Source organism: Streptomyces anandii JCM 4720 (genome assembly GCF_014650655.1).
Taxonomy (GTDB): domain Bacteria; phylum Actinomycetota; class Actinomycetes; order Streptomycetales; family Streptomycetaceae; genus Streptomyces; species Streptomyces anandii.
In genome coordinates this window covers 77,257-102,396 of the sequence record NZ_BMVJ01000016.1, presented here as the reverse complement: position 1 = coordinate 102,396, position 25,140 = coordinate 77,257, and the positions used below count along the sequence as shown (strand labels likewise).

23 protein-coding genes are annotated in these 25,140 nt (G+C 73.4%); 12 read left to right on the top strand and 11 right to left on the bottom strand.

Features of this window, described 5'->3' with window-relative positions; all coding sequences use genetic code 11:
* The 6 genes from IE249_RS25700 to IE249_RS25675 all read right to left on the bottom strand — a co-directional run.
* A partial coding sequence (locus tag IE249_RS25700) for an ABC transporter ATP-binding protein (RefSeq protein ID WP_229859260.1) occupies positions 1–1,008 on the bottom strand: 1,008 nt, incomplete at its 3' end.
* A gap of 198 nt (positions 1,009–1,206) precedes the next feature.
* Positions 1,207–1,956: a class F sortase gene (locus tag IE249_RS25695; RefSeq protein WP_189708350.1), complete on the bottom strand. Its 750-nt coding sequence runs from the start codon at positions 1,954–1,956 to the stop codon at positions 1,207–1,209.
* Positions 1,943–2,650 carry a hypothetical protein gene (locus IE249_RS25690; RefSeq protein WP_189708348.1) on the bottom strand — a complete coding sequence of 236 codons (708 nt, stop codon included), beginning with the start codon at positions 2,648–2,650 and terminating at the stop codon, positions 1,943–1,945. Before IE249_RS25690 ends, IE249_RS25695 begins: the two co-directional genes overlap by 14 nt.
* Before the next feature lie 134 nt (positions 2,651–2,784).
* Positions 2,785–5,055 (bottom strand): molybdopterin oxidoreductase family protein, encoded by a 2,271-nt coding sequence (locus IE249_RS25685; RefSeq protein ID WP_189708346.1) that lies wholly within the window; start codon positions 5,053–5,055, stop codon positions 2,785–2,787.
* A gap of 115 nt (positions 5,056–5,170) precedes the next feature.
* Complete coding sequence (locus IE249_RS25680; protein WP_189708344.1) at positions 5,171–5,788, bottom strand: TetR/AcrR family transcriptional regulator; 618 nt, start codon at positions 5,786–5,788, stop codon at positions 5,171–5,173.
* A 177-nt stretch (positions 5,789–5,965) separates the two neighbouring features.
* Entirely contained in the window at positions 5,966–6,526 is a 561-nt protein-coding gene (locus IE249_RS25675; RefSeq protein ID WP_189708342.1) for a hypothetical protein, read from the bottom strand.
* A gap of 152 nt (positions 6,527–6,678) precedes the next feature.
* Between IE249_RS25675 and hmgA the strand changes: the two genes are divergently transcribed.
* From hmgA to IE249_RS25660, 3 genes are read left to right on the top strand one after another with little or no spacing between them, the layout of a single operon-like run.
* Positions 6,679–7,995 (top strand): homogentisate 1,2-dioxygenase, encoded by a 1,317-nt coding sequence (gene hmgA, locus IE249_RS25670; RefSeq protein WP_189708340.1) that lies wholly within the window; start codon positions 6,679–6,681, stop codon positions 7,993–7,995.
* A 26-nt stretch (positions 7,996–8,021) separates the two neighbouring features.
* Positions 8,022–8,771: a GntR family transcriptional regulator gene (locus IE249_RS25665; protein ID WP_189708338.1), complete on the top strand. Its 750-nt coding sequence runs from the start codon at positions 8,022–8,024 to the stop codon at positions 8,769–8,771.
* A gap of 24 nt (positions 8,772–8,795) precedes the next feature.
* Complete coding sequence (locus IE249_RS25660; protein ID WP_189708336.1) at positions 8,796–9,965, top strand: type ISP restriction/modification enzyme; 1,170 nt, start codon at positions 8,796–8,798, stop codon at positions 9,963–9,965.
* Positions 9,966–9,990: 25 nt separating this feature from the next.
* Here IE249_RS25660 and IE249_RS25655 read toward each other — a convergent pair whose 3' ends face one another.
* Positions 9,991–10,704 (bottom strand): TetR/AcrR family transcriptional regulator, encoded by a 714-nt coding sequence (locus tag IE249_RS25655; RefSeq protein WP_189708334.1) that lies wholly within the window; start codon positions 10,702–10,704, stop codon positions 9,991–9,993.
* A gap of 63 nt (positions 10,705–10,767) precedes the next feature.
* On the opposite strand from IE249_RS25655, the gene IE249_RS25650 reads away from it, so the two are divergent.
* The 3 genes from IE249_RS25650 to IE249_RS25640 all read left to right on the top strand — a co-directional run bounded on the left by IE249_RS25650 (position 10,768) and on the right by IE249_RS25640 (position 13,822).
* Positions 10,768–11,724 (top strand): ATP-binding cassette domain-containing protein, encoded by a 957-nt coding sequence (locus IE249_RS25650; RefSeq protein ID WP_189708332.1) that lies wholly within the window; start codon positions 10,768–10,770, stop codon positions 11,722–11,724.
* Positions 11,721–12,503, top strand: coding sequence for an ABC transporter permease (locus IE249_RS25645; protein ID WP_189708330.1), 783 nt, complete (start codon positions 11,721–11,723; stop codon positions 12,501–12,503). The genes IE249_RS25650 and IE249_RS25645 overlap by 4 nt, the downstream gene beginning before the upstream one ends.
* Before the next feature lie 122 nt (positions 12,504–12,625).
* Positions 12,626–13,822: a CaiB/BaiF CoA transferase family protein gene (locus IE249_RS25640; RefSeq protein ID WP_189708328.1), complete on the top strand. Its 1,197-nt coding sequence runs from the start codon at positions 12,626–12,628 to the stop codon at positions 13,820–13,822.
* Between the two features lie 43 nt (positions 13,823–13,865).
* Here the strand turns inward: IE249_RS25640 and IE249_RS25635 are convergent, their stop codons facing one another.
* The 3 genes from IE249_RS25635 to IE249_RS25625 form a co-directional block, all read right to left on the bottom strand.
* The gene (locus IE249_RS25635) at positions 13,866–14,132 is read right to left on the bottom strand and encodes a hypothetical protein (protein ID WP_189708326.1); all 267 of its coding nucleotides are present in this window, start codon (positions 14,130–14,132) and stop codon (positions 13,866–13,868) included.
* A 115-nt stretch (positions 14,133–14,247) separates the two neighbouring features.
* Positions 14,248–15,060, bottom strand: a complete 813-nt coding sequence (locus IE249_RS25630) for an anti-sigma factor (RefSeq protein ID WP_189708324.1) — start codon at positions 15,058–15,060, stop codon at positions 14,248–14,250.
* Positions 15,057–15,599 carry a sigma-70 family RNA polymerase sigma factor gene (locus IE249_RS25625; protein WP_189708322.1) on the bottom strand — a complete coding sequence of 181 codons (543 nt, stop codon included), beginning with the start codon at positions 15,597–15,599 and terminating at the stop codon, positions 15,057–15,059. Before IE249_RS25625 ends, IE249_RS25630 begins: the two co-directional genes overlap by 4 nt.
* A gap of 211 nt (positions 15,600–15,810) precedes the next feature.
* Between IE249_RS25625 and IE249_RS25620 the strand changes: the two genes are divergently transcribed.
* From IE249_RS25620 to IE249_RS25605, 4 genes are all read left to right on the top strand, one after another.
* Positions 15,811–17,358, top strand: a complete 1,548-nt coding sequence (locus IE249_RS25620; RefSeq protein ID WP_189708321.1) for a DUF4331 domain-containing protein — start codon at positions 15,811–15,813, stop codon at positions 17,356–17,358.
* A gap of 108 nt (positions 17,359–17,466) precedes the next feature.
* Complete coding sequence (locus IE249_RS25615; RefSeq protein WP_189708320.1) at positions 17,467–19,116, top strand: tetratricopeptide repeat protein; 1,650 nt, start codon at positions 17,467–17,469, stop codon at positions 19,114–19,116.
* Positions 19,113–20,732: a HoxN/HupN/NixA family nickel/cobalt transporter gene (locus tag IE249_RS25610; RefSeq protein ID WP_229859259.1), complete on the top strand. Its 1,620-nt coding sequence runs from the start codon at positions 19,113–19,115 to the stop codon at positions 20,730–20,732. The genes IE249_RS25615 and IE249_RS25610 overlap by 4 nt, the downstream gene beginning before the upstream one ends.
* A gap of 76 nt (positions 20,733–20,808) precedes the next feature.
* Positions 20,809–22,428: a serine/threonine-protein kinase gene (locus IE249_RS25605; protein ID WP_189708319.1), complete on the top strand. Its 1,620-nt coding sequence runs from the start codon at positions 20,809–20,811 to the stop codon at positions 22,426–22,428.
* Between the two features lie 3 nt (positions 22,429–22,431).
* On the opposite strand, the gene IE249_RS25600 is transcribed toward IE249_RS25605, so the two are convergent.
* On the bottom strand, positions 22,432–23,238 hold the full coding sequence (locus IE249_RS25600; RefSeq protein WP_189708318.1) for an SGNH/GDSL hydrolase family protein: 807 nt from the start codon (positions 23,236–23,238) through the stop codon (positions 22,432–22,434).
* A gap of 209 nt (positions 23,239–23,447) precedes the next feature.
* On the opposite strand from IE249_RS25600, the gene IE249_RS25595 reads away from it, so the two are divergent.
* The gene (locus IE249_RS25595; RefSeq protein ID WP_189708317.1) at positions 23,448–23,873 is read left to right on the top strand and encodes a hypothetical protein; all 426 of its coding nucleotides are present in this window, start codon (positions 23,448–23,450) and stop codon (positions 23,871–23,873) included.
* A 1-nt stretch (position 23,874) separates the two neighbouring features.
* Complete coding sequence (locus IE249_RS25590; RefSeq protein WP_189708315.1) at positions 23,875–24,969, top strand: GNAT family N-acetyltransferase; 1,095 nt, start codon at positions 23,875–23,877, stop codon at positions 24,967–24,969.
* Positions 24,970–25,140: the final 171 nt, after the last annotated feature.

Here is a 25,140-nt window from a genome sequence, read left to right as displayed (position 1 = left end):
GACCTCGTGCCCCTGGAACTCCATGTGCTCCACCAGCCCGGTGATCGCCACCTCGCCGGGCCGGGCGAAGGAGGGCGATGGGGGTCCCCCCTGTTCGAGCGAAGCCGAGAACCTGGGGGAGATGCGCACGGCCTCCGAGCGCAGGCCCACGATCACCTCGCGGCCCTGCTGGACGCGGAGCAACTGGTGGTCCAGGGACAGCGGTTCGGGCAGCCGCAGGAACTGCTTGCCGAGGCTGATGGTCATGGCCCCGTCCAGCGGGGCGCGCACCAGGCCGCGCAGCAGGTTGATGCGGGGGGTGCCGATGAAGGCGGCGACGAAGACGTTGCGGGGCAGCGCGTAGACGGCGCGCGGGGTGTCGACCTGCTGGAGCACCCCGCCGCGCAGGACCGCGACCCGGTCGCCCAGCGACATGGCCTCGGCCTGGTCGTGGGTGACGTAGACCGTGGTGACGCCCAGCTCCCGGGTCAGCTTGGCGATCTCGGCGCGCAGGTGGTTGCGGAGCTTGGCGTCGAGGTTGGACAGCGGCTCGTCCATCAGGAAGGCGGAGGGGTGGCGGGCGATGGCACGGCCCATGGCGACGCGCTGGCGTTCGCCTCCGGAGAGCTGGCTGGGGAAGCGTTCGAGGAGGTCCTCGATGCCGAGCATCCGGGCGGTGGCGTCGACGCGGTGGCGCGGGTCGGCCCCGGGCGACTCGATGCGCAGCGGGAAGCCGATGTTGTCGCGGCTGGTCATGTTGGGGTAGAGCGCGAAGTTCTGGAAGACCATCGCCATGTCCCGCCCGGACGGCGGCAGGTCGTTGCCGTACTCGCCGTCGAGGAGCAACTGCCCCTCGGTGATCTCCTCCAGTCCGGCGATCATCCTGAGCACGGTGGACTTGCCGCAGCCCGAGGGCCCGAGCAGCACCAGGAACTCGCCGGGCGCGATGTCGAGGGAGAGCCGGTCCACCACCCGGACGCCCTTGGTGTAGGTCTTGCTCACGTCGTGCAGAGAGATGGCGCGTGTCATGAGGGCTGCCCCCGGGACTCACTCACCGGGAGCGCTGGTGCTCCGCGGTCGGACGCCTCGTGCGGGTCGTACGGGGCGTGTGAGTCACGGAAGTTAACGGAATGTGCGCGCCCGGGGGAAGACACCGGTCGTGATCGGGCGCACGAGTCCACCTGGTGAGAAAGCGGACGATCGGATTCAGGGACAGCGCCCGGGGTCTCAGGCCGCCGACGTCAGGTGGGCGAAGACGACCACGTTGCTGGAGTAGCCGGCCCTGCGGGTGTAGAGGCCGCCGCAGGTGATGACGCGGAGTTCGGGCCGGTGGACGGGACCGTACACCTCCTTGTCGGGGAAGCGGCTCTTGTCGAAGACCCGCACCTTGTCCACGGTGTAGACGGCGGTACGGCCGTCCTCGCGCCGGACCTCGATGTGGCGGCCGGGTTCGACCTGGCCGAGCGCGGCGAAGACGGCGGCGCCGGTGGTGGTGTCGCGGTGCCCGACCGCGACCGCGGTGCCGGCCTCGCCGGGCGTGGGGCCGCCCGTGTACCAGCCGACGAGTTTCGGCTTGTCGACCGGGGGCGTCTCCAGCCGGCGGTCCTTGTCCAGGCCCACGCCGATGACGGGGGCGTCGATGCCGAGGGAGGGGATGCGCAGGGAGACGGCGCGGGACCTGGGCAGGGGTGCGGGCGGGGGCGAGGACGGTGCCCTACCGGCGGACGGGGTGGACCGGTCGCCCTCCCGCGCGCTCGCGCGGCTGCCGCCGGAGGAGCCCGGTGGGCGGGGGGAGGCCGCCGAGCCGGACGGGGCCAGGGTGGCCGGGCCCGCGGCGTGGGCCGGGGCCGTCTGCTCGTGGTGCCCCCCGCACCGGACCCCCGCCGTGACCAGGACGACCGCGAGCACGGCCGTCCTGGCGAGTCGGTAGGCGCGGGTCCGGTGCCAGGGCCTGCGTCGGCGCCTACGCGGCGCCATGGGGGCGCCGGCGGATCAGCCGGAAGTACACGACCCCGCTGACCACCACGAGGCCGACGGCCGCGGCGCCGGTCAGCGGCGAGAAGGCGTCGGCCGTGCGGGCCAGCCCGCCGCCGCCGGCGTGGACGCCACCCTTGGGCGGGCCCTCGCGGTCGTCCTTGCCGGAGGCGGCTCCTCCGCGCGGGTCCTCGTTGCCTCGCCCCTGGTCCTCGCCGCGCCCCTGGTCCTCGATCTGCCGGCCGGGCCCCTGGGCGCCCTCGTTGCGTGCGTTCTCCTCGCGGCAGTTGACGCGGAAGATCTTCACCTTGGGGGTGCCGGTGGGCACGGTCCACATGAGCGTGTACTGCCCGTCGGTCAGGCTGATCGGGTCACTGTGCCCGGCGCCGCCGGCGAGGACGAGGGTGCCGGTCACGGTGGCCGTGCTGGGCAGCGGGGGGTTGGCCTGGATCATGTAGGTGAGGCGGGTGAGGCTGTCGAAGTTGACGCCGTCGAGATAGAACCGGCAGACCACCGGGTCGTCCTTCGAGACACCGAAGGGCACGCCCACGCGGTGGATCTTGATGTCGCCGTCGTCACCGGGGGCGGCCATGGCGGGCGCCGCCATCCACGCGGCACCCGCCGCCGTCAGGGCCGTGAGAGCGGCGGCGGCACCGACGCGGGAGCCGAGGATGCGTGGGAGTGTCAGGGTGGGCATGCGCGCTCCTCAGAGTCAGACGATTTTCATACAAATCGCTCTTTCACCTGACTCTCTTTCACGTCCGCCCCGGAGATGAGCGGCACCCACGCCGACACGCCGTCCGATGTCCCCCGTCCGGCCCAGCCGCCGCCTCAGCCCACGGGGGCCAGCTCGACGGGCACACCGTTGAGCACCGCGTTGCCCGAGAGCGGGTCGAGCAGGCTGCCGTCGAGGAGCTGGTTGACGTTGACGCCGGGATCGGTGGCCGCGTGCGCCAGCCGGGTGCCGGGGCGGTCGTGGCCCCAGCCGTGCGGCAGGCTCACCACTCCGGGGCGCACGTCGGCGGTGACCTCGGCGGGCGCCGTCACCTCGCCGCCGGCGCCCTTGACGCGCACCGGGGCGCCGTCGGCGATGCCGAGGCGGCCGGCGTCGTCGGGGTGGATGTGCACGGTGCAGCGGTTGGAACCGCCGGTGAGGGCGGGCACGTTGTGCATCCAGCTGTTGTTGGAGCGCAGGTGACGGCGGCCGACGAGGACCAGCGCGGCCGGGCTCGCCTGCCGGGCCGCGCGCAGGCGGGGCAGGTCGCCGGCGATCGGCGCGGGCAGCAGCTCGATCCTGCCGGAGCGGGTCCGCAGCGGCTGGGGCAGGCGGGGCCGCAGCGGTCCGAGGTCGATGCCGTGCGGGTGGGCGAGGAGCTTCTCCAGGCTCAGCCCGTCGGGGCGGGCGCCGAAGCCGTCGCCGTACGGGCCGAGGCGCAGCATCATGTCCAGCCGCCGCTCGGGGCCGTCGACGCCGGTGAGCCGTGCGGCGAGGTCGCGCGGGTCGCGGCCGTGCACGGGCGAGTGCGGGTCCTTCGCCGCCTTGCCGAGGCTCTGCTCGATCACCATGGCGTCCACGGCCGCCGGATCGGCGCCGTGCTTCCCCGAGTTCTCGTCTTCGCTCGAGCAGGGGAGACCCCAATCGGTGACGGCGAGGATCAGCCGGGCCAGGATTTCGGTCTCGGCCATCCGGCCGGGCTCGAGGGGGACGGCCGGGCGGGTGTAGCGGACCTGGTTGCGCACGGCGAGGGTGTTGAACGCGAAGTCGTGGTGCGGGCTCTGCGCGGGCGGGGGCGGGGGCAGCACGACATCGGCGTGGCGCGAGGTCTCGTTGAGGTACGGGTCGACGCTCACCATGAAGTCCAGGGAACCGAGCGCCTTGTCGAGCCGGTCGCCGTCGGGGGCGGACAGCACGGGGTTGGCGGCCACGCAGACCAGGGCCCGGACCGGCTCGCCCTCGTCGGTGGCGGTGTCGATCTCCTCGGCGAGCGCGGAGATCGGCAGCTCGCCCTTGGCCTCGGGGTGGCCGGCGACGCGGGAGTGCCAGCGGCCGAGCGCGAACCCGCGGCCGGGTCCGGCCGGGCGGGGGGTCCTGTCGGTGGCGGCCTGCGGGAAGAGGGCGCCGCCGGGGCGGTCGAGGTTGCCGGTGAGGATGTTGAGGACGTCCACCAGCCAGCTGGCCAGGGTGCCGTGCGGGACGGTGCAGCTGCCTATGCGGCCGTAGACGGCGGCGGTGGGAGCGGCGGCGAGTTCGCGGGCGAGGGTGCGGATCACGGCGGCGTCCACGTCGCAGGCGGCGGCGACGGCCTCGGGGGCGAAGTCGCGTACCGCGTCCCGGAGTTCGGGCAGACCCTCGACGTGCGGGGCGAGGTCCTTCAGGTCGGCGAGGTCCTCCTCCAGGAGCACATGGGCCATGGCCGCGAGGAGCAGGGCGTCGGCGCCCGGCCGGACGGCTATGTGCCGGTCGGCGAGCCGGGCGGTGCGGGTGCGGCGCGGGTCGACGACCGTGAGGGTGCCGCCGCGGGCCTTGAGCGCCTTGAGCTTGCCGGGGAAGTCGGGGGCGGTGCACAGACTCCCGTTGGACTCCAGGGGGTTGGCGCCGATGAGGAGCAAGTGGTCGGTGTGGTCGAGATCCGGTACGGGGATGGCGTTGGCGTCGCCGTAGAGCAGCCCGCTGGAGACGTGCTTGGGCATCTGGTCGAGGGTGGAGGCGGTGAAGAGGCTGCGGGTGCCGAGGGCGGCGAGCAGGACGGGCGGGTACAGGGCGCCGGCCACGGTGTGCACGTTGGGGTTGCCGAGGACGACGCCGACGGAGTGCGGCCCGTACCGCTCGACGACCGGCCGTATCCCGGCGGCGACCGCGTCGAACGCCTCCTCCCAGGTGGCCTCGCGCAGTTCGCCGTCCCGGCGCACCAGGGGGGTGCGCAGCCGGTCGGGATCGCCGTCCACGGCGCCGAAGGAGGCGCCCTTCGGGCAGATGAACCCCTTGCTGAACACGTCGTCGCGGTCACCGCGCGCGCCGGTCACGCGGGTTCCGTCGATGGTGAGCGTCAGCCCGCAGGTGGCCTCGCACAGAGGGCAGATTCGCAGGGCGGTGCGGGACACGGGGCCTCCCGGTGAAGTTCGCGGCAACGGCGTGCGCAGAGCATACCGACCGGTATGCATGGAGGGGAGCCCTTCGTCGACGCGATGTCCCGGGCCGGGGGCCGGCTCCGCGCCGTCAGTCGAGCACGCGGCCCAGGTAGGCGCGCAGCATTTCGCGCATCTCGGCGATGATCTTCTCGTCGCCCTCCGGGTCGACGCGGAAGGCGAGCTGGATGAGGGTGTCGGCGGTCTCGACGGCGATCAGGAAGGTGCGGCGCAGGTCGTCGTCGGGCTCGCGGTGCAGGTAGCCCGAGAGCAGGCCGGTGAGGCGGTCGGCGACCCGGCGGTTGGGCTGGGACTGCCCCGCGCCGACCGGGATCTGGTTGCCGAAGTCGACCAGGGAGAAGCCGGGCGCGGTCCGCTTCATCGCCAGGTACTCGTCGAGCACCGCGTCCATCGCCGCGCGCCAGCCCGCCTCCCCCGTGTCGCGCAGCCGCTTCCCGACGCGCTCCGTGTACCGCTCCAGGTTGCGCTGGGCCAGCGCGTCGGCCATCGCCCGCTTGTTGCCGAAGAAGCGGTACACGGAGCCGATGGGCACACCGGCCCGTACGGCGACGGCGCGCGTGCTCAGCGCGTCGTAGCCGACCTCGTCGAGGAGGTCGGCGCACGCGTCGAGGATCCTGGTCAGCCGTTCGGCGCTGCGCCGCTGCACGGGCGCGCGACGGAGCGGGGTCGCGTGGGGCACGGCCCTCATGATGCCGTCCCCCGTCGGCCGGGTGAAGCTCGCCCCTCGCGTACGAGGGCGGGATCCGGACCCCCGGGCCGGGAAAGGCGCCGGTCACGACTCATTCATGGCCCTTCCAAACTCCACCCAAGGACCGGTAATGGCATGGTCATGTCAGTCAGCTCAGCCATACGACAGACCCGCCCGTCACGGCCCCGATGAGGCGCCCGACGAACCCCCGGCGGGGGATCCGTTCGGGTCCGGCTCGGGTTCCGAGGACGTGACGTCGGCCGTGCTCTGCACCGGCCTGCCCTTCACCGCCCACACCGTCTCGTCGTCGGCGTACAGGCGGGCCGTGACGTGGTGGGTGCCGCGCGGGACGAGGCGGGCGGCGAGGTGGTACTCCGGGGTGCGCAGACGGCAGACGAGGCGGCCGTCCACCAGCAGGTGGGCGAGCCCGCGCCCGGCCACCGCCCGGGCCGCCGTGCCGGCCGGCGAGAAGCGGAAGCGGCGCACGGTCAGCCGCAGGTCCCAGCCGCCTCCGGCGTCCGGCTGCACCTCGACCCCGACCTCGGGCGCGCTCTCGCGGCCCACCTCGCGGTAGCGCCGCCCCGCCTCGTCGGTGTGGTCCAGGAGCTTTCCCGCCGGCGCGGCCGAACCGCCCCCACCATCCCCTCGCGCAGCGCCCGAGCCGCAGCCCGCCGCACCGGCGAGCAGCAGGAGACAGACGGCGAGCGCCGTGAGGGGTCCGCGCGTCCACGACGACATGCCGGGGAGCGTAGAACGCCGGACGGGGCGGTCTCATCCCCCTGGAGTCTGGTTCCGGCCCCTCCCCGGGAAGGAGGTCCGGAGTACCCCTTGCGCGGGAGAAAACGCAATCCTACGGTGTCCCATAGGAATCAGGTTGCAAGGGAGCGATCATGAGCGGGGACGCACGCAAGACCGCCGAGAAACTGGCCTACCTCTCCGGTTTCGGCAACGAGCACAGCTCCGAGGCGGTTCCGGGCGCGCTGCCCGAGGGCCGCAACTCCCCGCAACGCGCCCCCCTCGGGCTGTACGCGGAGCAGCTGAGCGGTTCGGCGTTCACCGAGCCGAGGGCGTACAACCGCCGCTCGTGGCTGTACCGCATCCGCCCCTCGGCCGCCCACCCGGCGTTCACCCGCCGCGGCAACGGCCCGCTGCGCACGGCGCCGTTCAACCAGACGGTGCCCGACCCCAACCGCCTGCGCTGGAACCCGCTGCCCGAGCCCGCGCCCGGCACCGACTTCCTGGCCGGCCTGTGGACCCTCGGCGGCAACGGCGACGCCACCCAGCGCACCGGCATGGCCGTGCACCTGTATCACGCCAACTCCTCGATGGAGCGCGTCTTCAGCGACGCGGACGGCGAGCTGCTGATCGTCCCCGAGCGCGGCGGGCTGCTGCTGCGGACGGAGTTCGGCCTGCTGCACGCGGAGCCCGGCCACGTGGCGCTGATCCCGCGCGGGGTGCGCTTCCGGGTGGAACTGCTCGACGACGCGGCCAGGGGCTACGTCTGCGAGAACTACGGCGCCCCCTTCCGGCTGCCCGACCTCGGCCCCATCGGCGCCAACGGCCTCGCCAACGCCCGTGACTTCATGGCCCCGGTCGCCGCCTACGAGGACACCGACGGCCCGGTGGAGGTGGTGAACAAGTTCTGCGGCAACCTGTGGACCGCCACCTACGACCACTCCCCCCTCGACGTCGTCGCCTGGCACGGCAACCACGTCCCGTACGTCTACGACCTGCGCCGCTTCAATGTGATCGGCACGATCTCCTACGACCACCCGGACCCGTCGATCTTCACCGTGCTGACCTCGCCGAGCGACACCCCGGGCCTGGCCGGCGTGGACTTCGTGGTCTTCGCGCCGCGCTGGCTGGTGGGCGAGGACACCTTCCGGCCGCCGTACTTCCACCGGAACGTGATGAGCGAGTACATGGGCCTGATCGAGGGCGCCTACGACGCGAAGGCGGAGGGCTTCGTCCCGGGCGGCGGCTCGCTGCACAACATGATGTCGGCGCACGGTCCGGACCGGGAGACGTTCGACCGGGCGAGCGCGGCGGAGCTGCGGCCGCAGAAGGTCGACGACGGGCTGGCGTTCATGTTCGAGACGCGCTGGCCGCTGACCCTCACCCCGCACGCGGCCCGCGCCGAGCACCTCCAGCAGCGCTACGACGACGTCTGGCAGGGCCTCGAGCGCCACTTCCGCCCCTTGCACTGATCATTCCCTACCGGTACGGATGGCCCGTGACCTCCTTCGCCCCGGATTCGATCGTCCTGAACCGCAAGCTGCCGCTGTGGTACCAGGTGTCGCAGTCGCTGCGCGCCTCGATCCTCGGCCGCTCCCCGCGGGACCCACTGCGGCTGCCCACCGAGGAGCAACTGGCCGGGCACTACGGGGTGAGCGTGCTCACCATGCGGCAGGCGCTGAAGGAGCTGGAGGACGAGGGGCTGATCTCCCGTCACCGGCGGCGCGGCACGTTCATCGAGCCCGGGGTCCGACGGGGCGCTCCCGTAAGGCTGCTGGGCTCGGTGGACGCCATCGTGGCCCAGCAGTCCGGTATGACGACCGAGCTGCTGGACCACGGCACGGCGCCCGTGCCCGCCGAACTCGCCGACCACTTCCCGGATCTGGAGGAGGTGGCCGCGTACCACCGGCTGCGCAGCGACGAGAAGACCGGTGAGCCGACCAACCACGCCCGCAACTACGTCCGTCCGGAACTGGCCGGCCGGATAGCCCCCGAGGACCTGGTGCGCTGGCCGATGACCAAGGTGCTGCGGGACGTGGTGGGCGCCGGCATCAGCCGGATCACCGACACCGTCGAGGCGCGGCTGGCCGACCCGGAGACCGCACGGCTGCTCCAAGTGCCCCTGCTCAGCCCGATCCTGCACTACACGGGCGTCACCTACGACACGGCGGGGCGGCCACTGGACGTGGCGGTCATCCATTACCGCGGGGACCGCTTCTCCTTCACCGTCACGCTCGACGCCACCTGACCGGCCGTCGTGGCAGGTCGTACGATGCCCGGCGTGACGCACGACGACGCTGTGCCGCTGGGCGACCTCATGCCGTGGTCCGTCGCGCCGCCACGGCTCGGCCGGGCGTGGCCGGTGGCGCCGGACGCGGACTGTCTGAAGGCCCGTTGGGAGGCGCTGCTGAAGGCCGAGGGGCCCGACCGCGAGGCGCTGTTCGGGCCGACGCGCTCCCGGACGCCGTACACCGCGGTCGGCCAGCTGCCGGGACGGCCGGCCGGAACGGAGAAGCTGATCCGCGCCTCGGGCCCCTGCCCGGAGCCGGTACGGGTCCTGGTGGCGCCGTTCGACGAGCAGTGGCTGATCCCCGATCAGCGGCTGATCGACGCGGCCAGGCCGGAGCTGTGGCGGGTGGCGGACGCCCACCAGGTCTTCGTGCTGGAGACCCCCGCCGGGACCGCGGGCCCGGCCCTCCTCGCCACGTCCCTGCTGCCCCTGGCGCGCCCGGGCCGCGTCCGCCCCCTGTACCGCCGTCCGGGCGGCGAGGAGCCGAACCTGGCGCCGGGCCTGACGGAGTTCCTCGCCGCCCGCCTCGGACACGCTCCCGCGCCGGCCGACGTCCTGGCCTGGGCGCTGGCCTCGGCGCGTCCGGGGCCGCACGGACCGGCCGTCCCGCTGACTGCCGACGCGGGGGTGTGGGCGGAGGGCGTGGAGCTGGGCCGCCGCATGCTGTGGCTGATGCGCCGCGACGGCGACCGTCCCAAGCTCCCCGGCGGCCGCCGCCCCTATGTGCGCGCGCCCCTGCCGGCCCGGCCGCTGACCCTGGGCTACGACCGGGACGAGGAGACCCTGCACCTCGACGAGGGCCGTGTCGCGCCGGTGCCGCCCGAGGCCTGGGACTTCGAGGCGGACGGCGCACGGGTGCTGGAGCAGTGGTTCGCGGCCCGCACGGCGGAGGGCGAGCCGGGCACGCTGACGGCGATCCGCCCGGCGACCTGGCCCCAGGCGTGGACGTCGGAGCTCCTGGAGCTGATCGCGGTCCTGGCCCTCCTCGCCGAACTGCGGCCCAGACTGGAGCGCTTGACGGTCGCGGACCGGATCGCCCCCGCGGACCTGCGTTCCGCGGGCGTCCTCCCGGTGCCGGCGGCGTCCCGCCGCCCCGCCTCCGTGCTGGACCACCACGAGGAGGGCCCGGAGGGCCAGTTCGCCCTGATCTGACGGCCGCGGCGGACCGGCGGCCGGATCAGCCGCGCGGCGTGAAGCCGTCCAGCACCCGCCCGAGGGCCCGCTCGAAGACCGCCTCCAGGTCGACCGGGCCGGCACCCTCGGTGAAGCACGCCGCGAGGCGCGGATAGGCGCCGGTGGCGACCTGGGAGCCCAGGTAGGCGATCCGGACGGCGGTCTCCTGCTCCTCCGACCAGGGCAGGGAGCGGGTGCGCTCGGCGACGGCCAGTTCGTTGGCCACGTACATGGTCACCACGGCGTTGAGCATGGCGACGAGTTCCATCTTGGTGCCGTAGGAGACCTCGAGCGGGTCCAGGCAGGCCAGGCAGTGCTCGAGGTAGCGCAGGGCGTTGGGGCTGAACCCGTAGATCCCCGACATCAGGCGGGGCAGCCAGGGGTGCCTGCGCATGAGGGCCCGGGTCTGGTGGCCCACGTGGAGCATGTCGGCCCGCCAGTCGCCGGTCGGCTCCCACAGCTCGTGCTCGCCGCTGACGGCGTCCACCATCAGCTCGTACAGGTCCTCCTTGCGGGGGACGTAGTTGTAGAGCGACATGGTGCCGCAGCCGAGCTCGGCTGCCACGTGGCGCATGGACACGGCGTCCAGGCCACCGGCGTCGGCGAGGCGCACGGCGGCCGCCGCGATGTCGCCGCGCCGGTACGCCGGTTTCGGCCCCCGGCCCGTCCGTTCGGGACGGGCCCAGATCACCTCGGGTTCGGCCCCTCGGCCAGCCATGGATCATCACCTCGCCCACCATCGTAGTTACGTACGGCGTACGTAGTGCGCTATGGTCGAGTCATGACGACTACGTACGCTGTACTTAGTGAAGGTCTGGAGAAACGGTTCGGGGAGGTTCACGCCCTCCGAGGGCTGGACCTGGCGGTCGCCGAGGGCACCGTCTGCGCGGTCCTGGGGCGCAACGGGGCGGGCAAGACCACCGCCGTACGGCTGCTGACGACGCTGCTGCGGCCCGACGCGGGCTCGGCACGGGTCGCGGGCCACGACCTCGTCCGCGAGCCGGCGGCCGTGCGCGCCCTGATCGGCGTCACCGGGCAGCGGACCTCGATCGACGGCGACCTCACCGGGCGGCAGAACCTGCGGCTGTTCGCCCGGCTGCTCCGGGTGCGGGACGCGGCGGGGCGGACGGAGGAGCTGCTGGAGCGGTTCGGGCTCACCGAGGCGGCCGGCCGGCGCGCGGCGACCTACTCGGGCGGCATGCGGCGCCGGCTCGACCTCGCGGCCGGGCTGCTGCGGCGGCCGCGGGTGCTGTTCCTCGACGAGCCGACGACGGGGCTCGACCCGGCCGCCCGCAACGGCGTCTGGGACACCGTGCGGGAGCTGCGGGAGCAGGGCACCACCGTAGTGCTGACCACCCAGTACCTGGAGGAGGCCGACCAACTCGCCGACGAGGTCGCCCTGGTGGACCGGGGCCGTATCGCGCACACCGGGTCGCCGGCCGAACTCAAGGCGCTGGTCGGCTCGCACGCCGAGGCGGTCGTCGCACGGGCCGAGGCGATGACGGCGGCGGCCGGGGTGCTCGACCGGCTCACGGGCGCCGAGCCGGTCTTCGACCACGACCGGTGCGCCGTCGGCGCCGTCACCACGGACCCGACCCTGACACTTCCCCGGCTGGTGCGCGAACTCGACGCGGCGGGCGTGCCGCTGCTCGACGCGAGCCTGAGACCGCCCACTCTCGACGACGTCTTCCTGCGGCTCACCTCGGAGCCCGGTGGCAGTGAGGAGCTCGCGGCATGAGCGCGTTCGTGTACGACGGCACGGCGATGGTCGCGCGGCAGCTGCGGCGGGTCCGCAACAGCCCGGGGATGGCGGTCCTCACCCAGGTCATGCCGATCAACATGCTGCTGTTCTTCGGCTACGTCTTCGGCAGCGCGCTCGCGACGCCCGGCCGCGAGTACCGCTCGTTCCTGGTGCCCGGGCTGCTGGTGGCGACCGCGGCCGGGGGCGTCATGACGGGCATGTTCCAGGCCGCCCAGGACTCGCACCGGGGCGTGATGGACCGCTTCCGCACCATGCCGGTGAGCCGGGCGGCCGTGCCGTTCGGACAGGCGGTGGCCGACCTCGTGGTCACGGCGATCGGTACGGTGCCGCTGCTGCTGACCGGGCTCGCCGTGGGCTGGCGGGTGGAGGGCTCGGCCGGAGGGGTGCTGGGCGCGGTGGGGCTGCTGCTGCTGTTCCGGTTCGCGTGCACCTGGATCGGGATCCTCCTCGGGCTGCTCAGCCGCAGCGAGGAGGCGGCCGGGCAGCTGGGCGCGTCGACCTTCGTGCTGCCGCTGCTGTCCAACGCGTACATCCCCACGGACAACCTGCCCGGGTGGCTGCGCACGCTCGCCGAGTGGAACCCGATCAGCGCGGTGACCACCGCCCTGCGCGACCTCTTCGGCAACGCCCCGGTCCCCACCGGCGCCGCCTGGCCGGTGGCCCACCCGATCGCGGGCTCCCTGGCCTGGTGCGCGGTCCTCCTCGCGGTGTCCGCCCCCCTCGCCATCCACCGCTGCACCCGCGGCGAGCCCTGACCAGTGACAACCCCCCGACCGGCTTCGCCGCCCCCCAGCCCGTGAGCCGGCCCTCCGCACACCGGCCGGGGCGGCGCGGCCGGGGCTGACAAACGCGGCGGTCGCGGGACATGATCGCGGGCATGGAAGGTCTCCCGCTGCCCCTGGAGGGCATCACCGTCGTCGCCGTCGAGCAGGCCGTCTCGGCACCGTTCGCGACCCGGCAGCTCGCCGATCTCGGGGCCCGGGTGGTGAAGGTCGAGCGGATCGACGGCGGCGACTTCGCGCGCGGCTACGACACCGCCGCCGCCGGGCTCGCCTCGCACTTCGTGTGGTGCAACCGGGGCAAGGAGTCGATCGCGCTCGACCTCAAGGACCCGCGCGGGCTGGCCGTCGTGCGGCGGCTGGTCGCCGGGGCGGACGTGTTCGTGCAGAACCTCGCCCAGGGCGCGGCGGCCCGCCTCGGCCTGGACGCGGCCACGCTCTGCGCGGCGCACCCGAGGCTGGTCGCGGTGGACATCTCCGGGTACGGCGCGGGCGGCCCGTACGCGGGGCAGCGGGCGTACGACATGCTCGTGCAGTGCGAGGCGGGGCTGGTGTCGGTGACCGGGACGCCGGAGCAGCCGGTGAAGGCGGGCATCCCGGCGGCGGACGTCGCGGCGGCCATGTACGCCTTCTCGGGGGTGCTCGCGGCCCTGGTCCGGCGGGGCACGACCGGGCGGGGCGGCCCGGTGGAGGTGTCGATGCTGGAGGCGCTCGCCGAGTGGATGGGGCACCCGCTGCACCACGCCATGCACGGCGGGACCGCCCCGGCCCGCACCGGGCTCGCGCACGCCGTGATCGCGCCCTACGACGCCTACCCGACGGCGGACGGCGGCCGGGTGCTGCTGTCGGTGCAGAACGACCGGGAGTGGCGCAGGCTCGCCGAACAGGTGCTCGGACGGCCTGAGTTGGGCACGGACCCGGCGTTCGCCACCAACGCGGCGCGGGTCGCGCACCGGGACCGTACCGACGAACTGGTCGGCAAGGCGCTGGGCGGGATGGGCGCGGACGAGGCCATGGCCCGGCTGTCGGAGGCGGGCATCGCCTGCGCACGGCTGCGGGACGTGCACGAGCTGGCGGAGCACCCGCAGCTGGCGGCCCGTGAGCGGTGGCGGGAGGTGGGGACGCCGGCCGGGCCGCTGAGAGCGCTGCTGCCGCCGATCACGCTGCCGGGCGGGGCGGAGCCGCGCATGGGTGACGTGCCCGCGCTCGGGCAGCACACCGGGGCGCTGCTGCGTGCCGTGGGGATGACGGACGAGGAGATCGCAGCGCTGCGCCGGGACGGTGTGGTGGCCTGAGTGCGGGCCCGGTGAGGGGGCCGGAGGGTCGCGCCGGCAGCGCTCAGCGGCTGCCGAACAGCGAGCGGCGCAGCCGGCGCAGCGGTGCGAACAGCGACACGCGGCCGACCCGTGCGCCCCTGCCCGTGCGGTCGCGCGCGTCACGCGCGGTCAGCTCGCGCATCAGCGACGTCGCCTCGGCCGCCTCCCGCTGCGGGACGGCCGGTCCCGACAGCACCGAGAGATGGCGGTCGAGGCGCGAGCTGGTCGCGCTGCTTCCGCAGGTGATCGCAGGGACCCTGGCCCTGCTGCGCACTGTTATCTGCTCCATGTCACTCCCCACCCGTACGAGTCCACCCGGCCCGGGCAGAGTAACCCTATCGCCCCGTGGGGGCACTCGTGTATCGCGGTCACAGGATTCACCTTCCCCGTAAGGGTGTTGACGATTACTCTCCGAATCCGACCGATTTCAAGGCGAGTTGAACAATTGGCTGCGTAGTTGGCTGAGCTGACCCCCCGTCGGGTTCGACGGTGACGGCGAGTGACGTGGCGGAGCGGGCGAGACCGGAGGCGACCAGGGGCGTGTCACCCGCGAAGAGCCCGAGGGAGTGCGGTTGTGCGCCGGGGCGCATGAGCCAGAGCTGGCGCACCCGGCCGCTCGGCGGGGCCGGATATCCGCTCAGGGTGACGACGGCCCGCCCCTCGGATGCGGAGGCGATCACTCCGATACGGCGGCCCCGCGCGTCCTGGCCGGTGGTGGCGCGGGCGTCGGAGGCGGACAGAACGTGGGCGATCTCACGCGCCCGGTCCCGCTGAGCGTCCAACTCGTCCTGCGTACGCCCCGCTTGAACGGCGAACAGCCCGGCCACGACGAGGGCCGCCGCCGCGGTCGCGGTGGCGAACGGGACGAACAGGGGGCGCTGCCGGGGCGCACGGACGCGCGCCGGGGGCGGCTGCGTGCCCCAGACGTGCGGGGGCAGTTGGGGCGTGTGCTCCCGCGCCGGCGCGGGCTCCTGCGGAGTGGCCCGTACGGCGGCCAGCACCCGTTCGCGCAGCGCGGCGGGCGGCTGGGCGGCGGCCGAGCAGGCCAGCCGGACCGCGTCCTCGCTCAGGACCCGTACCTCCGTCTCGCAGCGCGCGCAGTTCCTCAGGTGCTTCTCGAAGCGCACCCGCTCGGCGGGCTCCAGGGCGTCCAGGGCGTAGGGCGCGGCGAGGGAGTGCAGGCCCTCGCGGCCGAACAGGCGGGCGAGCAGGCTCATGCGACACCTCCCAGGCACTCGCGCAGCCGGGTGAGCCCGTCGCGCATGCGGGTCTTGACGGTGCCCAGCGGCAGCGACAGCCGCTCGGCCACCTCACGGTAGGTGTAGCCGTCGTAGTAGGCGAGGGTGACGGACTGGCGCTGGAGGGTGGTGAGGCGCTTCAGGCAGCGCCGCACCCACTCGCGCTCCAGGCCCGCCTCGACCTCCTCGGCGACGTGGTCGAAGGCGGGGAAGCCGGCCCGGGCGGCCTCCCGCTGCTCGCGTTCGCCGGCCGCGCGGGCGCTGCGCACCCGGTCGACGGCGCGGCGGTGGGCGACGGTGAGCACCCAGGACAGGGCGCTGCCGCGTCCGGGGTCGTAGCGGGCGGCGGAGCGCCACATCTCGAGCAGTACCTCCTGGGTCACCTCCTCGGACTGCGCGGGGTCGCGCACGACGCGCCGCACCAGTCCGTACACGGGCCCGGACACCAGCCCGTACAACTCCTCGAATGCCTTCTGGTCGCCCCCTGCCACGAGCACCAGAAGTTCGTCCGCCTCCACTCGTGTCCCCCTCTCCGCCGGCGCGCGCCCGCGCCCCTCGCATCACGCGGGGTGCGCCCGCCGGGCGCACCCCTTCGACGGAATACGGATGCGCGGGCCGAAAACGCGGGTGGAGCAGGGAAAAAGAAAAATCCGCGGCCCGACCAATCCGCCCCCGCCGGTTCTCCGAATCCCCGAGCGACAGGCAAGTCGGCACTGAGGACGGATCGGCATGACACCTTTCTCCAGTCTCTTCGGGGACCGTTCGGGGCGGCGCAGGTACCTCGCCTCCCTCGTCTGCGGCGCGCTGGCCGCCGGGGGGCTCGCGGCGGCCGGCACGGCCGCGCTGGTGCCCGGCACGGCCTCCGCCTCCAGCCACCGGGAGGCCCCGCTGATCTCGGGGACCCCGCAGTACGACAACACGGACGTGTACGCCTTCGTCAGCCCGGACAAGCCCGACACCACGACGATCGTGGCGAACTGGATCCCGTTCGAGGAGCCGGCCGGCGGACCGAACTTCTACACGTTCGCGGACGACGCCCAGTACGACCTGCACGTCGACAACAACGGCGACGCGCAGAGCGAGCTGATCTTCCGGTACACGTTCAAGACGCACGTGAAGAACAAGAACACCTTCCTGTACAACACGGGCGCGGTGAAGAGTCTCGACGACCCGAACCTCAACGTCACGCAGACGTACGACATCGACCTCGTCAAGCTGCGCCACCAGAAGCTGGTGTCCAAGACGCGCCTGGCCGACAACGTGCCCGTGGCCCCGTCGAACGTCGGCAAGGCGTCCATGCCGGACTACGGCAAGCTGCGCTCGCAGGCCATCCACAAGACGGCGAGCGGCGCGTCGACGTTCGCCGGCCAGGCCGACGACCCCTTCTTCCTCGACCTGCGCGTCTTCGACCTGCTGTATGGCGGCAACCTCTCCGAGGTCGGCAACGACACCCTCAAGGGCTACAACGTCAACACCATCGCGCTCCAGGTGCCCAACGACATGATCCGGGAGTCGGCCAAGCAGCCGGTCGTCGGCATATGGTCGACCACCCAGCGCAAGAACGCCCGGGGCGGCTGGACCCAGGTCTCCCGGCTCGGCAACCCGCTCGTCAACGAGGTCGTCAACCCGCAGAAGGACAAGGACAAGTTCAACGCGTCCGCGCCGTGGGACGACGCGCAGTTCCTGAAGAACGTCACCAACCCCGAACTGCCCAAGCTCATCGAGCAGATCTACAAGATCAAGGCGCCCGCCGAGCCGCGCAACGACCTCGTCGACGTGTTCCTCAAGGGCGTGAAGGGACTCAACCAGCCGCCGAACGTCCGCCCGGCGGAGGAGCTGCGCCTGAACACCTCCATCAAGCCGGCCGCCCACCCCAAGCGGCTGGGCGTCCTCGACGGTGACAACGCGGGCTTCCCCAACGGCCGCCGGCTCACCGACGACGTGGTCGACGAGGCCCTCCAGGTGATGGAGGGCGAGCTGGTCGGCGCGAAGAACGACCTGGGCGACGCGGTGAACGAGAACGACAAGAAGTTCGAGAAGTACTTCCCCTACGTCGCCGAGCCGACCTCGGGTTCGCGCGGGCCGCTGGCCAAGGGCACCAAGAGCGGTACGGACGTACGCAGCCAGCTGGGCGACGCGCTGCAGCCGGCCGGTGCGTCGACGGGCACCGACAACACGGTGCTGATCGCCGGTTCGGCGGCCGCGGGCGCGGCCGGGATCCTGCTGATCGGCACGGGTCTGGCCTGGTGGCGCCGCCGTATGCAGCGCGCGTACTGACCCACGCCCCCCACCGACTGGCGCGGCCCGCGCTCACCCATCCCCCACGGCGCGCGGGCCGCGCCACCCCACGCGACACGAACCACCCAGGTGACGACAGGAGAGGGCATGGCCCCGCGGAACGACGACAGCGCACCGGCCCACGATGACGACAGGGACCGGGAGGGCCAGGAGGGCCGGGAGGGCCGGGAGGGTGCCGACGACGCCCCTCCGGAGACGGCCGACGCGGCCGAGGCCGAGGCGGACACGGCCGACACGGACACGGCCAGGGCACACGCGGCCGACACGGACACGGACGGCGCGGACACGGCCAAGGCGGACGCGGACGGCGCGGAGGCGGACGGCGCGGAGGCGGACGGCGATGGCTCCGCCGGGGACGAGCGGGTCGTGGCCGTGCGGCGGGTGGCCGCCGCCGGGCGGCGGTGGCGGGCCGGGCAACTCGCCACCTGCGCCCTGCTGCTGGCGGTGGCGCTGACCGGCGGCGCGGTCGCCGTCGGGGCGGTCCGGGACGGCGCGGGCGCCGCGGCGGCCGCCGCCCCCGCCTCCAGTGCCGTGTCACCGGAACTGCTCGCCGGGGGCAGCCTCGACGCGAGCATCGCCTCGCTCCAGGCGCACCTGCGCGCCCAGCCCAAGGACCACGACGGCTGGGCCACCCTCGGCCTCGCCTACGTCGAACAGGCGCGCACCAAGGGCGACCCGTCACGCTACCCGCAGGCCGAGAAGGCCCTCGCGCGGTCACTGCGACTGGCGCCCGGCAACGACCAGGCCCTCGCCGGACGCGCCGCACTCGCCGCCGCCCGGCACGACTTCGCCGACGCCCTGACCTACGCGGACCAGGCCCTGAAGCAGAACCCCTACAGCGAACGCGCGCTGTCCTCCCGTGTCGACGCACTCGTCGAACTGGGCCGCTACGACGAGGCGTCCAAGGCCGCCGACACCGCCGACACCCGCCGCCCCGGCGTACCGGTGTTCACGCGCTACGCCTACGTCCGCGAGCTGCGCGGCGACGTCGCCGCCGCCCACCGGGTCCTGGAGCAGGCCCTGTCCACCGCCACCTCGCGCGGCGACATCGCCTACGTCGCCGCCCAGCTCGGCCAGCTCTCCTGGAACCAGGGCGACTACAAGACGGCCCTGCGCTACTACGCGCGCGCCCTGGCCGCCGACGACTCCTATCTGCCCGCCCTGGAGGGCCGTGCCCGCACCCAGGCGGCGAGCGGGGACACCGCCGCCGCCGTCAAGGGCATGGAACTCGTCGTCTCCCGCTACCCGCTGCCCGCCCCGCTCGTCGAACTCGGCGAGCTGTACGAGGCGCGCGGCGCCGCCGGGGACGAGGCCAGGGCCCGCGACCAGTACGCCCTCGTCGACGCCTGGGTCGCGCTGGCCCGCGCCAACGGCGTCAACGCCGACCTCGACACCGCCCTCGCCGCGGCCGAACACGGCAACAAGGCGTCCGCCCTGCACGCGGCCCGCGCCGAGTGGGCCCGCCGGCACACCGTGCACACCGCGGACGCCCTCGCCTGGGCGCTGCACGTCAACGGCCGCGACCAGGAGGCCCTTCCGTACGCCCGGCAGGCCACCGCCACCGGCTACCGCAACGCCTTGTTCCTCTACCACCGCGGCATGATCGAGCGGGCTACGGGCCACACCGGCGACGCCCGCACCCACCTCGCGGCCGCCCTGAAGCTCAACCCGGGCTTCTCCCCGCTCGGCGCCCGCCAGGCCCGCAGCGCGCTCGAGGCCATGGGGGCCGCCAAGTGAGCCGCACGATCACTGCCCTTCGCCGTCCCTTCGCCCGCACAGCCGCCCTTCTCGCGGCCGTGTGCGCGCTGCTGCTCGTGCCCACGGCCGCCGTGAGCGCGCACCCGCTCGGCAACTTCACCGTCAACCGCTACGACGGTCTGGTCACGGCGCCCGGCACGCTCCGCGACTTCCACGTCGAGGACCTCGCCGAGATCCCCGCCACCCAGGCCAAGCCGGACATCGAGCGGCTGGGCATGACCGCGTGGGCCCGGCAGCGCTGCGAGCGGGCCGCCCGGGAGGGCGAAGTCACCGTCGGGGGACGTGCCGTCGCGCTCACCGTGGCCGGCAGCGTGGCCCGTTTGCGCCCCGGTCAGGCCGGGCTCGACACCCTGCGCGTGGAGTGCAGGCTGACCGCGCCGCTGCCCGAGCCGTCCCAGGGGCGGTCCCTCGCCGTGCGCTTCCACAGCGCGGGCGTCTCCACCGGGCCCGGCTGGCGGGAGATCACCGCGCGCGGCGACCGCACCACCCTGATTTCCTCCGACGTGCCGACGACGTCCACGTCCCACGAACTCACCGGCTATCCCAAGGAGTTGCTGTCCTCCCCGGCCGACACCTCCACCGCCTCGCTGCGGGTGCGGCCCGGCGGGCCCGCCCTCGCCGGCGACCAGGGCGCCGCGCCCGCCGCCTCGGTACTGCCCCGCGGCGCCGACCGCTGGACGCGCGCACTGGACAACCTGGTGGCCCGGCACCACCTCACCCCCGGCTTCGCCGCACTGGCCCTCCTCATCGCCATCGGCCTGGGCGCGATGCACGCGCTCGCCCCGGGCCACGGCAAGACGATCATGGCCGCGACGGCGGCGGCGCGCGGCGGGCGCGCCCGCCTCCGGGACGTCCTGCCGCTGGCCGCCTCGGTGACGGTCACCCACACCCTCGGCGTGGTCGCCCTCGGCCTGCTGGTGACCGCCGGCTCCGCGGCCGCGCCCTCGGTGATCGCCTGGCTGGGCATCGCCAGCGGGGTCCTGGTGACACTCGCGGGCGCCAACCTCGTACGCCGTGCCTGGCGCAACCGCACCCACCCGCACGGGCACACCCATGCCCACGGGCACGGTCACGACCACAGCCACAGCCACAGCCACGCCCACGACGACGACCACGACCGCACCCAGGCAACCGACGGGAACCACCACGACCACACCCACCCGCACGACCACGACCACCCCCACGGCCACCCGCACGACCAGCCCGTCGAGCACACCCACGGCGGTCACACCCACACGCACTCCACCACCCCCACCCTCCGGGGCACGCTGCTCCTCGGGTTCGCCGGCGGGCTGGTGCCCAGTCCCTCGGCGGTGGTGGTGCTGGTGGGCGCTGCGGCGCTGGGGCAGGCGTGGTTCGGGCTGCTGCTCGTCGTGGCGTACGGGGTCGGGCTGGCCCTGACCCTGACGGCGGCCGGGTTCGCCGTGGTCCGGCTGGGCAGCGGCATGAACCGCCTGCTGGACAGGCGCCCGCGCTGGTCGGCCGGTCCGGCGGCGGCGCTGGTGCGCAAGGCGGCGCCGCTCGGCTCGGCGTTCGTCGTCCTGGCCCTGGGCGCCTCGCTGATGCTCAAGGGGGCGGCAACGGCGCTGGGCTGAGCTACTTTTGGGAAGGAATCACGCGGCGACACGACATGGAGTGGAGTCATCGCCCGGACGTGGATGGGGGGCGCCGGTGTCCGAGGAACCCGGCCGTGAGCGTGTGATCGCCGGCCGCTACCGTCTGCTGTCCCCGCTCGGCGAGGGCGGCATGGGGACCGTGTGGCGCGCCCGCGACGAGGTGCTGCACCGCGAGGTCGCCGTCAAGGAGGTGCGCGCCCCGGCGGGCCTGCCGGCCCCCGAGGTGGAGCGGATGTACACCCGGCTGGAGCGTGAGGCGTGGGCGGCGGCCCGGGTCGCCAGCCGCAATGTCGTCACCGTGTACGACGTGGCCACGGACGGGGGCCGTCCCTGGATCGTCATGGAGCTGGTGCGCGGGCTGTCGCTGGCCGACGTGCTGGACACCGAGGGGCCACTGAGCCCGCAGCGCGCCGCGCACATCGGCGCGGAGGTGCTGTCCGCGCTGCGCGCCGCGCACGCCGTGGGAGTGCTGCACCGGGACGTGAAGCCGGCCAACGTGCTGCTGGAGAACGACGGCCGGGTGGTGCTCACCGACTTCGGCATCGCGACGGTCGAGGGCAGTTCGGCGCTGACCATGACCGGAGAGGTCATCGGCTCGCCGGAGTTCCTGGCCCCGGAGCGGGCGCTGGGGCGCACGCCCGGTCCGGAGTCGGACCTGTGGTCGCTGGGCGTGCTGCTGTACGCGGCGGTGGAGGGCAGTTCGCCGTTCCGGCAGGACACCCCGCTCAGCACGCTGCGGGCGGTCGTGGACGAGGAGTTGCCGCCGGCGCGCAGGGCCGGTCCGCTCGCCCCGGTCATCGAGGGCCTGCTGCGCAAGGACCCGGCCGAGCGGATGTCCGCCGAGCGAGCCGAGCGGGACCTGCGGCTCGTCGGGGCGGGCGGCACACCGCGTGCCGACCCGGTGCCGGGCGCCGGCTACCGTCCCACGCCGACCGCGTACTCCCGACATGCCCCGCCGACACCGCCGTTGCCAGGTCCCACGGCCCCGACGGCCGCCACCCGGCCCATGGCCGGGGGAGCCGACGCGGACGGCCGCCCGGCCCGCGACCGCCGTGCGGCCGTCGCCCTGGTGGCGGGCGTGGTCGTACTCGCGCTGGCGCTCGCCGGGCTGACGTACGCACTGCTGAACCACGACGGTCCGGGGTCCGGCGGAACGAGCGCGAGCAGCAGCGGGACGCGGGGCACGCCTTCACCGTCGCCGAGCGGCGACCGCACCAGGAGCAGTGCCTCCGCGAGTGCGTCCGCGAGCGCGAGTTCGTCGAGCAGTGCGTCACCGCAGTCGGTGACGGTGTCGCTGACCGGCAGTCACACGGACTACTCGGGGACGTGCCCGCCTCCGCACGGGCAGGCCCCGTCGTTCACGGCGACGTTCACGGTGGGCCGGCTGCCGGCCGAGGTCTCCTACCGGTGGGTGCTCAGCAACGGGGAGTTCTCGGACCCGGGGTGGCGGACGCTGTCGTTCCCGGCGGGAGGCGGGAAGTCGAAGCGGGACACGGTGACCGTGTCGGCGTACTCCGGTGGCGCGGGCGGCGGTGCGTACCGCAACGCGGTCGGTGTCGAGGTGCGTGCCCCGGTGCACACCACGTCGGACCCGGTGCCGTTCTCGGTGACGTGTGTGACGGAGACCCCGTCGGGCGGGGCCTCCGCTTCGGGCTCGGTCTCTCCCTCGCCGTGAGGGTCAGGCCGCGTTGGTGAACACCGGCAGGTAGCCGCCGGACTGGCCGGCCGCCGTCGGGTGGTACGACTCGCCGATGTCGAGCCAGTTCACGCTGTGCAGCCAGGAGCTGCCGGAGCAGATCTCGTGGCCGGAGAAGGTGGTGCGGACGTCGCCGAAGGTGAAGCCGTGGTTGGCGGCCACCTTCGCGATGGCGGCGTCGATGTAGTCGGCCGCGCCGTTGATGGCGGAGCGCTTGGTGTCGGACAGGCCGAGGCAGGTCTGGCCGAGCAGGTAGAAGCGCGGGTAGCCCAGCACGACCACGTGGGCGGAGGGCGCCTTGGAGCGGATGACCGAGTAGAGGTTGTCGAGCTTGCCGGGCAGGGTCGAGTCGACGTACGCCTTCGCGGTGTTGATGCGGGAGACGCACGTGCTGTCGGACTGGAGCACACAGGTCGTCATGACGTCGGAGAAACCGGCGTCGTTGCCGCCGATGCTGATCGAGACGAGGGACGTGCCGGAGTTCAGTGGGGCGAGCTGGTTCGCCAGAACATCATCCGTTCGGGCGCCCGAGCACGCCGTGAAGGCGAACGACGAGGGTGAATGGGCGGCGTTCCAGAGGTAGGGGTACGCCTTCGTGCTGCGGTCGCAGCTGCCACTGGAGCTGATGTAGCTGCCGGCGCCGACCCCGGAGGAGTAGGAGTCGCCGAGGGCCACATAGCCGCCGGTGGCGGCCAGTTGGGATGCCTGCGCCGTGCCCGCCCCGGTGAGGGCGAGACCGAGGGCCAGGAGGAGGGTGCCGACGTATGCGGCAATTCGGGAACGTCTCATGGAACCTCCCTTTAGCAGGATCTCTGCCTTAACCGTCGTAGCAGCTACGCGTGTTGACAGGAAGTGTCCATGCCAAAACTTTTTCGGTGCTCAACTGAATCCGACCGGTCGGTCGGTATTCCGACGGCCCGTCAGTCACCTTGACGGCCCCCCGGCGGCTGCGCGACATTGAAGTCCGGCATCCGGCGCTTCGGGGGGCAAAGTCGCCAATGCAGACCATCCACATCAAGACAGCTTCAACAGACGGCACCGGGCGGCCGCGGACGGGACCGGGGAGGGACCTGTCGCCGCTGCTCGCGGGGGCCGCCACGGCCGCGGCGGCGGCCGGCGCGCTGCTCGCGCTTACCGGCTCGTCCTCCGTGCTGCGCGGCCCGTTGACGCTCTTCTTCCTGCTCGCGGCCCCGGCCTGCGCCGTCGCGGCGGCCCTGCGCGGGCTGGATCCCTTCGGCCGCGCGCTCGCCTCCCTGGCGGGCGCGGTCGCCCTCGACATGCTGGTGGCCCAGGGGATGCTGGCCGTGCACCGGTGGTCCGTGCGCGGCGGAATCCTGGCCGTCGCCGCGCTCAGCCTGCTGATTCTCCTGTTGGTGACGTCGGGAAGAGCGCGCGGCCGCAGGACGAGAAGACAGGGCTTGTGACGTGGACATCAGCGTGTACCGCCCCGGCGAGCTCAGCGCCGCCGACCGGGCGGCCTGGACGGCCCTGCAGTCCAAGGCCCATCTGCACGGGGCGGAGGAACTGGCGAACCCTTTCCTCTCCCCCGAGTTCACCCTCGCGGTCGGCCGGTGCAGACGCGGGGTGCGGATAGCGGTGGTGCGCGAGGACGGCGAACCGGCCGCGTTCTTCCCGTTCCAGAGATCGGCCGCGGGCGTCGGCCGGGCCGTCGGGCTCGGCGTCTCCGACTGCCAGGGCCTCGTGCACCGGCCCGGCTTCGCCTGGGACGCGCACGAACTGCTGCGGGCCTGCGGGCTCGCCGTGTGGGAGTACGACCATCTGGTGGCAGGCCAGCAGCCGTTCGCGTCCTCGGCCACCGGCACCTACCCCTCCCCGGTCATGGACGTCGACCGGGGCTACGACGTCTACCTGCGGGAACTGCGCGCTCGTTCGCCCAAGTTCACCCGCACCACCCTCGCCAAGGACCGCAGACTGGGCCGGGACGCGGGCCCTGTGACGTACGTCCACGACGAACGCGACCCGGCGGTGCTGCGCACCCTGATGAACTGGAAGTCGGCGCAGTACCGGCGCACCGGGCGCAGCGACCGCTTCGCGCACGAGTGGATCACCCGCCTGGTGACCCGGCTGTTCCACACCCGCACCGACGACTTCGCCGGGATCCTGTCGGTGCTCCACGCGGACGGCCGCCCGGTCGCCGCCCACTTCGGACTGCGCACCGAGCGGGTGCTGGCATGCTGGTTCCCGGCCTACGACCCGGCGTACGCGAAGTACTCCCCGGGGCTCGTCCTGCATCTGCGCATGGCCGAGGCGGCCGCCGCCGACGGCATCGCGTACCTGGATCTCGGGCGGGGCCAGAAGGAGTACAAGGACTCCCTCAGAACACGCGAACTGAGCGTGTGCGAAGGATGGGTGACAAGACGTCATCCGGTGGCGGTGGGACACCGGGCGCGGCGCGCTCCGGTCCGTGCGCTGCGCAATGCGGTGCAGTCCCGCCCCGAACTGTTCGAACCGGCCGACAGAATTCTCAAACGGATGGGAAAAATCCGTTCGAGACATTGAACTGACGGTACAAAATCTGCGTAACGGCAAAACCAACAAAAACGTGAGGCCCCGTTCCAGGTCTTGCCATACTGGTTCAATCGTCAATACCGTCGTACATCTCACCCGCATCGGTCCGTCCGCTCACGGTTCCAGGGGAGGGCTCGAGGACCGGGACGTGCCGGCGCGGGG

Excerpts from the sequence above, each read along its gene's own strand:
- IE249_RS25695 (WP_189708350.1), bottom strand. The coding sequence starts at position 1,956 with ATGGCGCCGCGTAGGCGCCGACGCAGGCCCTGGCACCGGACCCGCGCC.
- IE249_RS25690 (WP_189708348.1), bottom strand. The coding sequence starts at position 2,650 with ATGCCCACCCTGACACTCCCACGCATCCTCGGCTCCCGCGTCGGTGCC.
- IE249_RS25680 (WP_189708344.1), bottom strand. The coding sequence starts at position 5,788 with ATGAGGGCCGTGCCCCACGCGACCCCGCTCCGTCGCGCGCCCGTGCAG.
- IE249_RS25675 (WP_189708342.1), bottom strand. The coding sequence starts at position 6,526 with ATGTCGTCGTGGACGCGCGGACCCCTCACGGCGCTCGCCGTCTGTCTC.
- hmgA (WP_189708340.1), top strand. The coding sequence starts at position 6,679 with ATGAGCGGGGACGCACGCAAGACCGCCGAGAAACTGGCCTACCTCTCC.
- IE249_RS25660 (WP_189708336.1), top strand. The coding sequence starts at position 8,796 with ATGCCCGGCGTGACGCACGACGACGCTGTGCCGCTGGGCGACCTCATG.
- IE249_RS25655 (WP_189708334.1), bottom strand. The coding sequence starts at position 10,704 with ATGGCTGGCCGAGGGGCCGAACCCGAGGTGATCTGGGCCCGTCCCGAA.
- IE249_RS25650 (WP_189708332.1), top strand. The coding sequence starts at position 10,768 with ATGACGACTACGTACGCTGTACTTAGTGAAGGTCTGGAGAAACGGTTC.
- IE249_RS25645 (WP_189708330.1), top strand. The coding sequence starts at position 11,721 with ATGAGCGCGTTCGTGTACGACGGCACGGCGATGGTCGCGCGGCAGCTG.
- IE249_RS25640 (WP_189708328.1), top strand. The coding sequence starts at position 12,626 with ATGGAAGGTCTCCCGCTGCCCCTGGAGGGCATCACCGTCGTCGCCGTC.
- IE249_RS25635 (WP_189708326.1), bottom strand. The coding sequence starts at position 14,132 with ATGGAGCAGATAACAGTGCGCAGCAGGGCCAGGGTCCCTGCGATCACC.
- IE249_RS25630 (WP_189708324.1), bottom strand. The coding sequence starts at position 15,060 with ATGAGCCTGCTCGCCCGCCTGTTCGGCCGCGAGGGCCTGCACTCCCTC.
- IE249_RS25620 (WP_189708321.1), top strand. The coding sequence starts at position 15,811 with ATGACACCTTTCTCCAGTCTCTTCGGGGACCGTTCGGGGCGGCGCAGG.
- IE249_RS25615 (WP_189708320.1), top strand. The coding sequence starts at position 17,467 with ATGGCCCCGCGGAACGACGACAGCGCACCGGCCCACGATGACGACAGG.
- IE249_RS25600 (WP_189708318.1), bottom strand. The coding sequence starts at position 23,238 with ATGAGACGTTCCCGAATTGCCGCATACGTCGGCACCCTCCTCCTGGCC.
- IE249_RS25595 (WP_189708317.1), top strand. The coding sequence starts at position 23,448 with ATGCAGACCATCCACATCAAGACAGCTTCAACAGACGGCACCGGGCGG.